This window comes from Actinomadura sp. 3N508, from assembly GCF_044326375.1.
Taxonomy (GTDB): Bacteria; Actinomycetota; Actinomycetes; order Streptosporangiales; family Streptosporangiaceae; genus Spirillospora.
Genome location: NZ_JBIRAX010000001.1, coordinates 1074717 through 1088910 on the forward strand (window position 1 = coordinate 1074717; position 14194 = coordinate 1088910).

10 protein-coding genes are annotated in these 14194 nt (G+C 69.8%); 4 read left to right on the plus strand and 6 right to left on the minus strand.

Annotated features, from left to right (window positions below):
• Window positions 1–19: 19 nt before the first annotated feature.
• Window positions 20–3535: a CDP-glycerol glycerophosphotransferase family protein gene (locus tag ACH34S_RS04900; protein ID WP_395951150.1), complete on the minus strand. Its 3516-nt coding sequence runs from the start codon at window positions 3533–3535 to the stop codon at window positions 20–22.
• Window positions 3536–3786: 251 nt separating this feature from the next.
• Entirely contained in the window at window positions 3787–5412 is a 1626-nt protein-coding gene (gene guaA / locus ACH34S_RS04905; protein WP_395951151.1) for a glutamine-hydrolyzing GMP synthase, read from the minus strand.
• A gap of 252 nt (window positions 5413–5664) precedes the next feature.
• Here guaA and ACH34S_RS04910 point away from each other — a divergent pair, with 252 nt between their 5' ends.
• Window positions 5665–6642, plus strand: a complete 978-nt coding sequence (locus ACH34S_RS04910; RefSeq protein WP_395951152.1) for a zinc metalloprotease — start codon at window positions 5665–5667, stop codon at window positions 6640–6642.
• A gap of 20 nt (window positions 6643–6662) precedes the next feature.
• On the opposite strand, the gene ACH34S_RS04915 is transcribed toward ACH34S_RS04910, so the two are convergent.
• Window positions 6663–7385 carry a DNA alkylation repair protein gene (locus ACH34S_RS04915; RefSeq protein ID WP_395951153.1) on the minus strand — a complete coding sequence of 241 codons (723 nt, stop codon included), beginning with the start codon at window positions 7383–7385 and terminating at the stop codon, window positions 6663–6665.
• A 372-nt stretch (window positions 7386–7757) separates the two neighbouring features.
• Here ACH34S_RS04915 and ACH34S_RS04920 point away from each other — a divergent pair, with 372 nt between their 5' ends.
• Together ACH34S_RS04920 and ACH34S_RS04925 are read left to right on the plus strand one after the other, a co-directional pair.
• Window positions 7758–8459: a zinc metalloprotease gene (locus ACH34S_RS04920; RefSeq protein WP_395951450.1), complete on the plus strand. Its 702-nt coding sequence runs from the start codon at window positions 7758–7760 to the stop codon at window positions 8457–8459.
• A gap of 141 nt (window positions 8460–8600) precedes the next feature.
• Window positions 8601–9029, plus strand: coding sequence for a hypothetical protein (locus ACH34S_RS04925; RefSeq protein ID WP_395951154.1), 429 nt, complete (start codon window positions 8601–8603; stop codon window positions 9027–9029).
• A 102-nt stretch (window positions 9030–9131) separates the two neighbouring features.
• Here the strand turns inward: ACH34S_RS04925 and ACH34S_RS04930 are convergent, their stop codons facing one another.
• Entirely contained in the window at window positions 9132–10883 is a 1752-nt protein-coding gene (locus ACH34S_RS04930) for a GMC oxidoreductase (protein WP_395951155.1), read from the minus strand.
• Between the two features lie 9 nt (window positions 10884–10892).
• Window positions 10893–12473 carry a succinic semialdehyde dehydrogenase gene (locus ACH34S_RS04935; RefSeq protein ID WP_395951156.1) on the minus strand — a complete coding sequence of 527 codons (1581 nt, stop codon included), beginning with the start codon at window positions 12471–12473 and terminating at the stop codon, window positions 10893–10895.
• 228 nt (window positions 12474–12701) lie between these two features.
• Between ACH34S_RS04935 and ACH34S_RS04940 the strand changes: the two genes are divergently transcribed.
• A complete protein-coding gene (locus ACH34S_RS04940; RefSeq protein ID WP_395951157.1) occupies window positions 12702–13349 on the plus strand; it encodes a TetR/AcrR family transcriptional regulator in 648 nt (215 codons plus the stop codon).
• A gap of 282 nt (window positions 13350–13631) precedes the next feature.
• On the opposite strand, the gene ACH34S_RS04945 is transcribed toward ACH34S_RS04940, so the two are convergent.
• The gene (locus ACH34S_RS04945) at window positions 13632–14186 is read right to left on the minus strand and encodes a dihydrofolate reductase family protein (protein WP_395951158.1); all 555 of its coding nucleotides are present in this window, start codon (window positions 14184–14186) and stop codon (window positions 13632–13634) included.
• Between the last annotated feature and the right edge of the window lie 8 nt (window positions 14187–14194).

A 14194-nucleotide genomic window follows, 5' to 3' on the forward strand; every position in this document is an offset into this window, starting at 1 on the left:
GCGGCTCTCCGTGTTGTGTTCAGTGGGCGGGCTGTACCGGACGCCGGAGGACCCGGTCGAGCACGCGGGCAGCGGCATGGCCGTCGTCGTGCGGGCAGTACCGGGCCGCGAACGCGGCGCGCGCGTCGCGGTACCCGGCATCGAGCGCGCCCGGCTCGCGCAGGGCGTCCATGACCTCCTGCGAGGTGCTCAGCAGCGGCCCGGGGGCCTCAGCGTCGAAGTCGAAGTAGAAACCGCGCACATGGTCGCGGTAGCGCTCCAGGTCGTAGGTGAAGAACACCATCGGCCGGCCGGTGCCGGCGAAGTCGAACATGGACGACGAGTAGTCCGTGACGAGCACGTCGCTGATGAGGTACAGCTCGGAGATGTCGGGGTACACGGACGCGTCGATGACGCAGTCGCCGGGCCGCAGCTTGGGCCGGTCGGTGACGAGGTAGTGCGTGCGCAGAAGCAGGACGTGGTCGCGTCCCAGCGTCGACCTGAAGCGGTCGATGTCGAACTCCAGGCGGAACGCCCGCTTGCCGATGGCGTGGTGGAAGTCGTCCCGCCAAGTCGGCGCGTACAGGACGACCTTCTTGCCCTCAGGAATGCCGAGCCGACGGCGCACCGCCGACGCGATTTCTTCCCGGTGCGGGCTGTGCAGGATGTCGTTGCGCGGGTATCCGCTGACGAGGACGTCGCCTTCATAGCCGAACGCCTGCCGGAACAGCGGGACGGAGAACTCGTTCTGCGCGAGAAGCAGATCCCACTGGGGAACGTCGTGCTCCATCCAGTCGACGCCCTCGGTGCGCTTGTACGGCATCCGCTTGACGTCATATCCGAGCTTCTTCAGCGGCGTCCCGTGCCAGCACTGCACATACGTCTGGTCATCGCGTTTGGTGAACCAGTCCTGCTGGGACCAGTTGCCGATGACGTAGCGCGCGCGGGCCAGCGCCTCGTAGTACTCCCGCGTGCCGGTCAGGACGGTCCGCGCACCGGCCGGCTTGCCGAACTGGCCGTTCTCGGTGACCCACACGAACTCCATGTCGGGTTCGCGCCTCCGGAGCTCCTCATAGATGCCGCGCGGGTTGCACGAGTACTGGCGTCCCTTGTAGGCGTCGAACAGGGCCAGTTCGCGGACGGGCAGATTCCGATGGCGCCGGTAGTGCCCGGACCGTATCCGGCTCTGCGCGTAGGCTCCGCGTTCGTCGTCGTCCAGAGCGGTCTCGACCTGGAGCTGCAACTGGTCGGTCTTGTGTGTGCGCGTCGTGATTCTGTGCAGGCCCACCTCGAACGGCCCCGGAACGTCGCGAAGGGTGTGCCGCCTCACGACGACGGGCTGTTCCCGCCCACCGACGCTTGCGAAGGCGTCCCAGCGACCGGAGGCGAGCGGGCGGGACACTCCCAGCACCGGCATACGCGCGGGGCAGAATCTGGTGGTGAAGCGGTCGCCTTCCCAGCAGAGCGTGACCGCGTGCTCCTCTGACGAGCGCCGCCGACGGAGAATCAACGCGTCCGGCCGTCCTGCCTGGTCGGTGCACGTCCCCGTCAGATACAAGGCACCGTCGTCCGACCAGGACACCTCGTCCACGGCCAGAACCGGTTCGCGGACGACGACGCGCATCGTGCTGCGCCGCGTCCTGGCGAGTTCGACCTCTCCCCCTGGGATCCGGTACGCGGTACCGGCCGGGACCTCTTCCAGGTAGGGCTTGACCCCGCCCGGCAGGGTGATCTCCCAGTCGCCGGGCCGCCCCGCCAGCCCCGTGACCGGCAGCCTGGCCCGGAAACGTGTGCTGCCCATCTCTCCATCGCCGGAGTCACCGCTGCCGAACGGCTCGACAGGACCGGTCACCTTGGCGCGCCCGTCCTTCCGCACGGCGACCACCTTCGGATCCTCACCGAGCGGGACGCGGCTCCAGCCGTCCAGCCACAGCTCGCCGCTCTCCAGGTGCCCGCCTTCCAGGCGGCCGCCCTGCAGCCGGCAGCCGGTAACGGCAGCCGCCGTCCGCCGCACCTGCAGCACGAACCGGCGCCTGCCCGCGACGCCCTGCACGCGGACGCCGGGCGCGCATTCCTGGTCGGCCGGCCACTGCGGGCCGGTCAGCCGCGGGATCGAGAACGTGGCCCGCCGCCGCAGCCCCTGGTTGGCGATCTCGACGCACGGGATCCAGTCGACGTCCCGCCAGCGCCCGAACATCCGCAGCGACGACGGGTCGACGTCCGCGACGAACCCGGACCAGTCGTAGGACACCGCCGACTGCCGCGACCGCGCCGTCACGTCCGGGCGGCGGACCCGCTCGACCGGGACGCGCCTCAGCCCCCGCTTGTTCGCCGCCAGAAGGAACACCCTGATGCGTGAGCCGTCCTCGCTGGAGGAGTCCAGGTGCCGGATGTAGGCGTGCCCCTCGATGCGCAGGCGCCCGTCCACCCATTCGGTCCGGTCGATCGCCGCGAACGGCCTGAGCTCGGCGGTCACGTCGTACACGTGCCGCGGGACGGCACGCTCGTCGTCCTCGAAGTACGGGTACTCCGCGTACCACCGGCGCCGCAGCCCGCGCCGCACCCGCGGGGCGTCCTGCGCCTTCTTCAGCAGGACGAAGCGCAGCACCTCCAGCACTTCCGGCAGCATCCGCCTGCACAGCAGGTGCAGTTGCAGGCGCGTTATCGCGGGAAGCCGTTTCAGAACGCGCGGGCCTATCCGCTGCGCCAGATCCGCGCCGATGGCGACGAGCTCTTCCTGCTGCGCGTCCGGCGTCCTGGGAAGCGCCTCGAACAGGACGCGAAGCTCGATCGGGACCAGGACGTGCTCGTCGTAGGCGTTCAGAAGCCGCGGAGCGTACTCGGCCATCTCGTCGCGCAGTGCACGCGCGGACGCCAGCCGCTGGGTGATGTTGTCCCAGTCGTAGCGTTCCTCAGTGATGGACCCCGGTCGCTTACGCCAGAAGTAGACCGTCTCGCTCAGCACGTCCACGGACCGTGCCAACGCATGCGCGCGCGCCGTGACGGGCGGGTCCTCGTAGTAGCCCTTGGGGAATTCCAGGCCGGCCCTGTCCCAGAACTCGCGCCGGTAGACCTTGTTCCACGGGGTCCGGTCGCGCATGAGGTCCGGCTTGGACGACACATGCGTCCGCGAACACGACTCAGAGAACACGCCGTCGTGCAGGTACGACTGCCAGTCCCTGTCCGCGTCCATCCGGTGGACGTTCCCGGACGCCATGTCCGACCCCGTCCGCTCCAGCGAACCGACCAGCCGCGCGTAGGCCTCACGCTCGACGACGTCGTCGGCGTCGGCGAACGCCAGGTACTCGCCCTTCGCCTGCCGCACCCCCGCGTTGCGCGCGGGCCCCGGTCCTTCGTTGTCGCGCGTCACCAGCCGGAACCGCGGGTCCCTGGCGCACATCTCCTTGGCGATGACGGCCCCGTTGTCGACGGACCCGTCGTCCACCATGATCACCTCAAGGTCGCGCAGCGTCTGGCCGGCCAGTGACTCCAGGCATTCCTGGATGAACTCCTCGGTGTTGTGGAACGGCACGACGACGCTGAGCTTCGGGGACATGGGGCCTCCTCCTCGCCCCACCGAGCATGGTGACGTTCTGTCGCCACATGAACGCGCATCGCGATTGCCAGTCCGTCCCCTGACGCAGACTTGACCTCACCTGGCCGCCATTTACCGGCAGATGACCGAATGGCCCGCGCCCCGCATGGCCCCCGCCGCACCGCCCCGCACCGCGCAACCGCACAAATGCTTCGCCCCGCGCGTGCGGAAACCGCATTGATCGCGCGGGGCGGGCCAGGGCTAGGAGGAGATCATTCCCACTCGATGGTGCCCGGGGGCTTGGACGTGATGTCGACCGTGACGCGGTTGATCTCGCGAACCTCGTTGGTGATGCGCGTCGAGATCCGCTGCAGAAGCTCGTAGGGGAGCTTCGCCCAGTCGGCCGTCATCGCGTCCTCGCTCGTCACGGGGCGCAGCACGATGGGGTGGCCGTAGGTGCGGCTGTCCCCCTGCACGCCCACCGAACGGACGTCCGCCAGCAGGACGACGGGGAACTGCCAGATGTCGCGGTCGAGACCGGCGTTGGTGAGCTCCTCGCGGGCGATGGCGTCGGCGTCGCGCAGGATGTCGAGGCGGTCGCGGGTGACGGCGCCGACGATGCGGATGCCGAGGCCGGGGCCGGGGAACGGCTGGCGCCAGACGATCTCGGTCGGCAGGCCGAGCTGCTCGCCGAGCGCGCGGACCTCGTCCTTGAACAGGCTCCGCAGCGGCTCGACCAGCTTGAACTGCAGATCGTCGGGGAGGCCGCCGACGTTGTGGTGCGACTTGATGTTGGCCGCGCCGGTACCGCCGCCCGATTCGACGACGTCCGGGTAAAGAGTTCCCTGGACGAGGAATTCGACCGGTTCGGCGGCATCCTCCGCGCCCTTCTGGGGGGACGACCCCCCAGACCCCCCGGAACCGCCTCTGACGATCTCGCGGGCCGCCTCCTCGAAGACGCGGATGAACTCACGTCCGATGATCTTGCGCTTGTCCTCGGGGTCGGCGACGCCGTCGAGGGCGGCGAGGAAGCGGTCCTGGGCGTCCACGACGTGCAGGTTCACCCCGGTCGCGGCGACGAAGTCCTTCTCGACCTGCTCGGGCTCGCCCTTGCGCAGCAGCCCGTGGTCGACGAACACGCAGGTCAGCTGGTCGCCGATGGCGCGCTGGACGAGCGCGGCGGCGACCGCCGAGTCGACGCCGCCCGACAGCGCGCAGATCACCCGCTTGTGCCCGACCTGCTCCCGCACCGCCTCGATCGACTCGTCCGCGATGTTCACCATCGTCCAGTTCGGCCGGCAGCCGGCGCCCTCGTAGAGGAACCGCCGCAGCACCTCCATGCCGTGCGCGGTATGCAGCACCTCCGGGTGGAACTGGACGCCGAAAAGGCCGCGTTCGAGGTCTTCCATGCCGGCGACCGGCGTCACGTCCGTGCTGGCCGTGACGGTGAAGCCGGACGGGGCGCGGCTGACGAAGTCGCGGTGCGACATCCACACCGGCTGCTCGTGCGGCAGCCCCGCGAACAGCATGCCGGGGGAGGTGACGGTGACGGTCGCGCCGCCGAACTCGGCGACGTCGGAGTTCTCCACCGTCCCGCCGAGCGCCTGCGCCATCACCTGGTGGCCGTAGCAGATCCCGAACATGGGGACGCCCTGCCGCTGCGACAGGTCGAACAGGCCGTCCGGCGCGACCGGGGCGCCCTTCTCGTACACCGACGACGGGCCGCCCGACAGGATGATCGCCTTCGGCCGCCTGGCGAGCATCTCCGCGGCCGGCATGGTGGACGGCACGATCTCGCTGAACACGTGGCACTCGCGGACGCGCCGCGCGATGAGCTGCGCGTACTGCGCGCCGAAGTCGACGACGAGCACGGTGTCAAAGGACTGGTCTGCGGCCACCAAGAACGCCTTTCGCACGGCCCGGAACGACCCCTCCAGTCTACGGGCCCGCTGCCAGCGCCAATGCGCGCGCCCCTGCGAGGCCGGCCGGGGAGCGATCACATGACCCGATCACATGGTGCGATCCTCCGATAACGGTCGGCATCCATTTACCTTGATCACACTCACGGCATGACTTCGCTCTGATACCTGTTGATGACGTCCTGTATTCGGATGATTCCGCAAGCGTCTTTCCTGGGCCCTAGGAGTGCCGTGAAGCTGCTCGCCATCGCCGCCTTGATCGCCGCCGCCGTCCCGGCCGCCGTGCCGTCCGGCCCGCCACCGGGCACCGCGGTCCAGGCTGCGGGCGCCGCCCGCCTGGGCGCCGCACACCAGGACGACTGCGTGGACACGAACGCGGGGGCGCGCCTCCGGCCGGGAGGGCACGGCCGGGAGCACAACGACCTGACGCCCGGGCAGGCCGCCGCCGTCGAGCAGCAGCTCAACCGCATCCTGGACGGTCTCGGCCTCGGCCCGGCGGGCGCCACGGACGCCCAGTCGACCGGCGCCGAACTGCGCGCCGCTGAGCCGATCGACATCCCCGTCTACTTCCATGTGCTGCACGACGGTTCCGAGGGCAACGTGTCCCGGGCGGCGGTCGAGCGGCAGATCAGCACCTTGAACGGCTCCTACGGGGGACGTAACGGAGGCGCGAACACCCGTGTCTCCTTCAAGCTCCGCGAAGTGAGCCGTACGGACAACGCCGCCTGGTTCAACGATCCCGAACAGTACGAGGGGACGTACAAGCCGAGGCTGCGCAAGGGCGATAAGGCGACGCTGAACCTCTACAGCGCCCGCATAGGCGGGGACCTGCTCGGCTGGTCGACGTTCCCATGGAAGTACAAGTCCGAGCCGAAGATGGACGGTGTGACCATCCACCACGGCAGCATGCCGGGCGGGCCGATCGACAACTTCAACAAGGGTTTCAGCGCCACCCATGAGGTCGGCCACTGGCTCGGGCTCTACCACACGTTCCAGGACGGCTGCGGCGCCCAGGGCGACAGGGTCGCCGACACCCCTGCCGAGCGCGACCCCACGAACGGCTGCCCGTCCGGCAAGGACACGTGCCTGTCCCCTGGGGACGACCCAGTGCACAACTACATGGACTACAGCTACGACACGTGCATGACGTCCTTCACCGCCGGTCAGGGCGCCCGGATCCACAAGGTGTGGAAGGCGTACCGCGCCTGATCGGCGACTTCCGCCAACAGCTACCGGCCGAGGATGCGAGCGGCGTCCTCGGCCGGTAGGCGCCGGACCGCCTCCCGCAGCGTGACCCCCGACATGACGCCTACGCGTGGCTCGACCCACGCCGCCACCCATTCCGGGTCCTTCTTCGACAGCTCGCGCAAGACCCACCCGAGGGCTTTGCGGATGAAGAACTCGCGTTCGCCGATCAGGGCGTCCCCGAACCGGTCGAGCCTTTCCAGATCCGGGTTTCCCGCCCGGACGCCTGCGAGCAGGGCCAGGACGGCCGTACGCCGTATCCACATGTAGGGGTCACCGACCCAGGCGTCCAGCACCGTGGCCAGTTCCGGGTACCGCAGGACCAGTCCGCCGACGACCTTTTCCGCGATCTGGTCCACGTACACCCAACTCGCCGAATCGCGGACGAGCCGTTCCGCCATCGCAAGGTCGCGCCGTTCCAGCAGAGAGACGCGCCTGACAAGGATTTCTATGGCGGCCATGCGCGCCTCATGCACGGGACGTCCTTCGTCGGTCACGTCCCAGAGGGTCTTGGCAAGAGCGACCAACTCGTCCCGTGCGGGTTTGGTCTTCACCGCCGGTGCGGCCACCTTCCGCAACGCCGGGACGGTCACGCCGATGTGCGCGAAATCGCTCTTCAGATAGCGCTTCTCGTTCTCGGCGCGTACCGGGTCGGCCTGCGTCCGCAACTCCCCCAGGATCCGCGCCGCCTCGCCCTCGACGTCCATGCGGACACGCTACGCCGTCCGCGCTAGGGCGCCGTATTCAGCGTTAGACGTCCTGATTCGTCCAGGTTTGCCAAAGACGAGATGGTCGTTCGCCTCCACTCTTGATCCAGCACTAACTCGGCTCCCCGCGCGAACCCCCTGCCCGCGCGCCGCTCCCCGAGGAGTTCCATGAAACGCGCCGGAATCGCCAGCGTCCTCGGCGTGCTCGCCGCCTTCAGCGCGTCCACGCCCACCGCCGTCCTGGCCGCTCCCGCCCCCGCCATCACGGCCGGCCCGTCCGCCGACTGCGCCGACCAGCCCGCAGAGGCACGTGTCCGGGCCGGTTCCCACGTCACCGAACGGAACCAGCCCGGCGCGGCCCAGGTGGCGGCGATGGAGAAGGACTTCCACGACCGCGTCTCCAAGCTGCGGAAGAACAAGAAGCCCAAGGCCGCCCTCACCGTCCGCGTGCATTTCCAGGTCATATACGGCAGTGCGGGCAACATCCCGGACGCGACGCTCAACAAGCAACTCGACATCCTCAACGCCGCCTACAAGTCGAGCGACGTCACGTTCACGCTCGCCGAGATCAAACGGACGCAGAACGCGGCCTGGTTCTCCGACCCCGAGGGCAACGAGCGCCAGATGAAGACCGCCCTGCGCACGGGCAACGCGCAGGACCTCCACTTCTACACGGCCGACCTTGGCAACAGCCTCCTGGGCTGGGCCACGTTCCCGAGCAGCTACCAGTCCCAGCCCGCGATGGACGGTGTCGTCGTCCACTACCAGAGCCTCCCGGGCGGTTCGCTCGGTAATTACAACGAGGGCGACACCGGAACCCACGAAGTGGGCCACTGGATGGGCCTGTACCACACGTTCCAGGGCGGCTGCAGCGGCCAGGGCGACCAGGTCGCCGACACCCCCGCCGAGCAGAGCCCCGCGTCCGGGTGCCCCACCGGCCGCGACACCTGCCCCGCAGCCGGCGCCGACCCGATCCACAACTTCATGGACTACAGCTACGACGCCTGCATGACCGAGTTCACTCCCGGCCAGAACCAGCGCATGCAGTCCCAGTGGGCGGCCTACAGGGCCTAGCCACCACGGTCCGGCGCCGGAGCGCTCTGGCAGACGCCTTCCCCCCGGGCGTGCAGGAGCCGCTCCGGCGCCGGACGCTTGCGTGCCGGTGCCGGACGCTTGCGTGCGTGAATTGTCGGCGGCTTCGTCCAGGATGGGCGCGTGATCGACACATCAGGCGAGCTGTGGCGCGGCGAGGACTTCGCTGATCTCGCGGCGTTCATCCGCGAGTACCAGGCGGAGGGCTATGCCGTCGGCGAAGTCACCGAGTCCGTCTGCGGGCAGTGCGGAGGACGGGCCTTCCGCGTGCTGGCCGGGCAGGACGCGGCCCAGCGAACCTGCACCGGCTGCGGGACGTCCGAGTTCATCGTCGACAGCGCCGACTACTGGGAAGAGGCCGAACCGGACGAGTGCGAATGCCCATGCGGAGGCGACGAATTCGCCGCCGCCGTGGGCTTCTCCCTACGCCCGGACGGTGATGTCCGCTGGGTCAGCCTGGGCCTCCGCTGCCTCGCCGACGGCACCCTGGGCGTCTACACCGACTGGAAGATCAACTACGGCCCGTCGGCACACCTCGTGACCAAGGCCTGACCGGCGTTATCCACAGAACGCCGTTCTACTTCTATCCGCCCCAGCCCGCCCCGAGAATTCAGCCACAAGGTTCGCCACGGGATTCGGGGTGGGGCGTTCGTGTCAGGTGATGTCGACGATCGGGAGCCGAAGGGCGCCGGGCGCGTCCGCCGGAACGGCGGGATTCTTCGGCGCGACGGGCTTGAGGCGCTGGTAGGCGTCGCCAAGGGCTGGGCGCGGGTCGTCCTCGGCGCGGTTCGGCCAGAACGACATCGCGCGCTCGGCCTGGGCGGTGATGGTGAGGGACGGGTTGACGCCCAGGTTGGCGGAGACGGCGGAGCCGTCCACGACGTGCAGGCCGGGGTGCCCGTAGACGCGGTGATAGGGGTCGATGACACCCGACTCGGGCGAGTCGCCGATCGCGCATCCGCCGAGGAAGTGCGCCGTCATCGGGACGTCGAACAGGTCGCCCCACGTGCCGCCGGCCATGCCGCCGATCTCCTCGGCGATCAGCCGGGTCGCCTCGTGCCCCTCCGGGATCCACGTCGGGTTGGGCTCCCCGTGGCCCGCGGACGCGCGGACGTCCCAGCCGAACGGGCCCCGCTCGGGCCGCAGCGTGATCGAGTTGTCGCGGGTCTGCATGACCAGCGCGATGACGGTCCGCTCGGACCAGTGCCGCAGGTCCAGCAGCTGGATCAGATGGCGGGGGCGGCGCGCCGCCTCGCGGACGAACTTCAGCAGGCGGGGCGTGTGCTTCTCGCCGGGCCGGTCGCCGTCCACGAGCAGCGTCTGGAGAGCGGCGAGCAGGTTGGAGCCCCGGCCGTACCGGACGGGCTCGATGTGGGTGTCCGGCGCCGGGTGGAACGACGAGGTGATCGCGACGCCCTGCGAGAAGTCGGGGCCCGGCCTGCCGTTGGCGCGGCCACCGCCGAGGATCGCCTCCGAGTTGGTGCGGGTCAGCGCGCCGAGCCGGTCGGACAGGCGCGGGAGGCGGCCGGTCGCCTTGAGCTTGTGCAGGAGCTTCTGCGTCCCATACGTACCGGCGGCGAAGACGACCTGCCCGGTGGTGAACGTCTTGCGGTTGCGTCCGAACGAGCCCGTCCGGACGATCTCAACCTCGTAGCCACCACCGGCGAGCGGCCGGACGCCGGTGACACGGCTGAGCGGCATCACCCGGGCCCCGGCCTTCTCCGCGAGATACAGGTAGTTCTCCGTGAGCATGTTCTTCGCGCCGTGGCGGCAGCCCACCATGCACTCGCCGCACTCCAGGCAGCCGCGGCGGCGCGGGCCCGTCCCGCCGAAGTACGGGTCGGCGCTCTCGATCCCGGCGCCCTGCCCGAAGAACACGCCGACCGGGGTCTGGACGTAGGTGTCGCCCTTGCCCATCCGGTCGGCGACCTTCTTCATGACCTTGTCGGCCTCGGTGGTGGTCGTGTTCTGGACGACGCCGAGCATGCGCTTGGCCTGCTCGTAGAAGGGCGCCAGCTCGTCCTGCCAGTCGGTGATGTGCGCCCACTGCCGGTCCTTGAAGAACGGCTCCGGCGGAACGTACAGGGTGTTGGCGTAGTTCAGCGACCCGCCGCCGACGCCCGCGCCCGCCAGCACCATCACCCGGCTCGACTTCGCGCCCCGGATCAGGTGCATCCGCTGGATGCCGGTGAGCCCGAGCGCCGGCGCCCACAGGTAGCGGCCGATACGCCAGTTCGTCTTCGGCAGCTCCGGATACCGCGACCCCGGCGCCCCGGACGGGTTGGTGTCGAAACGGCGGCCCGCCTCGATCACGCCGACCTTGTAGCCCTTCTCGGTCAGCCGCAGCGCCGACACGCTGCCGCCGAACCCGGACCCGATGACGAGCACGTCGAAGTCATGCTTCACGGGCGATCCCTACTTGATCCGCAGCTTCTTCATGACCTTGATCCCGGTCGCCAGGACGTCGGCGAACCGGTCGTAGCCGAGCGCACCCGGCGGTTCGAGGTCCATGATGTGCTGGCTCGCGACGGTCTGCACCTCGGTGAACTTCAGCAGCCCCTCCGCCCCGTGGCGGCGCCCCACGCCCGACTGCTTCATCCCGCCCATGGGCGAGTCGTACGACGCGTACGCGGCCCCGTACCCGTCGTTGATATTGACCGTCCCGGCCTGGATGCGGGCGGCGAGACGGCGCCCCCGCGCGGCGTTCTTCGTCCACACCGACGCGTTCAGCCCGTACGGCGTGTCGTTGGCGCGGGCGACGACGTCGTCCTCGTCCCGGTACTTGTAGAGCGCGACGACGGGCCCGAACGTCTCGTTCGCGCACAGGTCCATGTCGCCGTTGACGTCCGCGAGCACCGTCGGCTCGTAGAACAGCGGCCCGACGTCCGGACGCGCCTTCCCCCCGGCCAGAACCGTGGCGCCCCGCTCGACGGCCTGGTCGACATGCCGCGTCACCGCGTCCAGCTGCCGCTCGTACGTCAGCGACCCCATGTCGGCGTCGAAATCAAGCCCGGTCCCGAGCTTCATGCCGTTCACCAGCTCGACGAACCGTGGAACGAACTTCTCGTACACGTCCTCATGCACATACATGCGCTCGATCGAGATGCACAGCTGTCCGGCATTGGTGAAGCAAGCACGGACGGCGCCGCGTGCGGTCCGCTCGACGTCGGCGTCCGCCATCACGATCATCGGGTTCTTCCCGCCGAGCTCCAGCGAGTACCCGACCAGCCGCGGCGCGACCTTCTCCGCGATGGCCCGGCCGCCGCGCGTCGACCCGGTGAACGACACGTAGTCGGCGTTCTCCACCAGGGGGTCACCGATCTCGGCCGGCTCCCCCACCACGACCTGCCACAACCCCCGCGGCAACCCGAGCTCGACCAGCAGATCCAGAACCCACAGGCTCGACAGGCACGTCTGGGTGTCCGGCTTGTGGATGACGGCGTTCCCCGCCATCAACGCCGGCGCGATGTCACTCGCCCCCAGCGCGAACGGATAGTTCCACGGCGCGATCAGCGCCACGACGCCCTTCGGGTGCCGCAGCTCCTGCACCCGGGTCAGCCCCGGCATCATGCCCTGCCTGCGCCGCGGCCTCAGCAGCCGCGCGGCCCGCCGCGCGTAGTACAGCGAGCACAGCGTCACGTCGAGGAACTCCTCCATCGCGTGGCGCCGCGCCTTGCCGGTCTCCAGCTGGATGATGTCCAGGATCTCCTCGCGCCGGTCGACCAGCGCGTCCGCGAGCCGGAGGAAAGGCTTGACCCGCTCGCCCACCGGCAGCCGCGCCCACGCCGCCTGCGCCTCCCGGGCCCGCTCGTACGCCCTGCCGACGTCCTCGGCCCTCGACAGCGGAACGGTCGCGAGGGCCTCGCCGGTGAACGGGCACGGGATCACCGCCGTGCCGGCACCGTCCGAGGCGATATGAGCTACCAGCCGGTCGATCAGGGTCTGGGGCAGCGTACGCTCTACCGCGCTTTCGGCACGGACGGTCGGAGATGCCATGCACGCAGCGTAGGACCCGCTGACCGCTCTTGGCTACCCGCAAGTAACGCACGACTTGCACGGTATGCCGTGCAACTCCCAGTTCCCGGACCGTTCCAAACCAGGCTGAGTTCCGCAACTCGGGGACTGACCATGTCCGACCGGTGTATTCCGAAGAACAGGAGGAGAATCCCGGCGCGCGGCCTGCCGGCTCGGACGCGCGTCCCCCGCCAACGGAGGGAACAACGCATGAGCGACGCCCACGGCGGCCATCGGCCCGAGGGTGACACGGCGGAGCCCCGACCCCCGCGACCGTCCGACGGCGCCCGCCGCCGGGACCGCCGCGACGAGACCCGCGCCGCACTGCTCGCCGCCGCCGAACGCCTCTGGGCCGAACGCGGCATCCACGGCGCGTCGCTCGACGACATCGCCGCCGCGGCCGGCCTCACCAAGGGCGCCGTCTACTCCAACTTCGCCGGCAAGACCGATCTGCTGCTCACCCTGATGGAACGCTTCACCAGCGACCCGGCCCACACCGACGTCTGCGACGAGCTCCACGCCGCCGAAAAGGACTCCGCCCCCACCGGCCGCTCCTCCGCCCGCCACGCCCCCGACGACCGCCCCCGCCAGCTCGCCCTGCTCCTCGTCGAATTCTGGCTCTACGGCATGCGCGACTACGCCGCCGGCTGGCGCATCGCCGACTGGTACGCCGAACGCCGCGCCCGCCTGGCCAGCCAACTCGACCCCGCCCACGCCCTGACCCCCGACGACCGCGCCACCCTCACCATGGCCCTCGACTTCGGCCTCGCCTTCCAACACCTCCTGGACCCCACCCGAGTCCCCACCAACCTCTACAAAACCGGCAAGGCCCTAATGCAAGGCCGCCCCCACCACTGACCCACACAAACCCGAACCCCATCTGCCCGGCAATCCAGTTCGCCTCGTGGCCGGGCGGCCGCCGCGCAGAGCGGGGCGGCGTGCGGGAACGGCGGCCGGGAAACCGGGGGCGGAGGCCGGGAAACCGGGGGCGGGGCGAGGGAACGGGGGGCGAGGGGACGGGGCGCACGGGCCGAGGGAACGGGGCGCACGGGCCGAGGGAACGGGGCGCACGGGCCGAGGGAACGGGGCGCACGGGCCGAGGGAACGGGGGGTGGCGGGGGTTGTCGTTGGACTGGTGGGTTAGCTGGGGCTTGGGGGTTGGTAGGTGGTCAGGGTTGCGCCTGAGGGGAAGGGGCGGGTTGCGGTCAAGGTCAACGGGGTTCTGTTGCTGAAGAGGGGGCGCCCGGTGCCTAGGGCCACGGGCTGGGTGCATAGGCGGTACTCGTCCACCAAGGACAGGCGTGCGAAGGACTGTGCCAGTCGCGCGCCGCCGAAGAGCACCATGTCCTGGCCTGGGCGGCTCTTCAGGCGGGTCACCTGATCGGCCAGGTCCGCGTCATCGGTGACGGGGACGATGTGCGCGTTGTTCCAGCGCAGGTTCTCCGGTGTGCGGGAGAAGACCAGTTTGGGCATGGCGTTGATGCGGTTCGCGTATTCGTCTGTGGCGGTGGGCCAGTAGCGGACCATCTCCTCGTAGACGCCGCGGCCGATCAGGGCGGTGTCGATCGCGTCGAGTTGCTCCAGCGCCTCGGCCTGCCTGTCCTCGTCCGGTGAGATCATCCAGTCGAGGTCGCCGTCCGGGCCGGCGATGAAGCCGTCCACGCTGGTCATCATGTAGAGCACCACGCGTCTCATCGCGTCCT

Excerpts from the sequence above, each read along its gene's own strand:
- ACH34S_RS04900 (WP_395951150.1), bottom strand. The coding sequence starts at position 3,535 with ATGTCCCCGAAGCTCAGCGTCGTCGTGCCGTTCCACAACACCGAGGAG.
- ACH34S_RS04915 (WP_395951153.1), bottom strand. The coding sequence starts at position 7,385 with ATGGACGTCGAGGGCGAGGCGGCGCGGATCCTGGGGGAGTTGCGGACG.
- ACH34S_RS04920 (WP_395951450.1), top strand. The coding sequence starts at position 7,758 with ATGGAGAAGGACTTCCACGACCGCGTCTCCAAGCTGCGGAAGAACAAG.
- ACH34S_RS04935 (WP_395951156.1), bottom strand. The coding sequence starts at position 12,473 with ATGGCATCTCCGACCGTCCGTGCCGAAAGCGCGGTAGAGCGTACGCTG.
- ACH34S_RS04940 (WP_395951157.1), top strand. The coding sequence starts at position 12,702 with ATGAGCGACGCCCACGGCGGCCATCGGCCCGAGGGTGACACGGCGGAG.
- ACH34S_RS04945 (WP_395951158.1), bottom strand. The coding sequence starts at position 14,186 with ATGAGACGCGTGGTGCTCTACATGATGACCAGCGTGGACGGCTTCATC.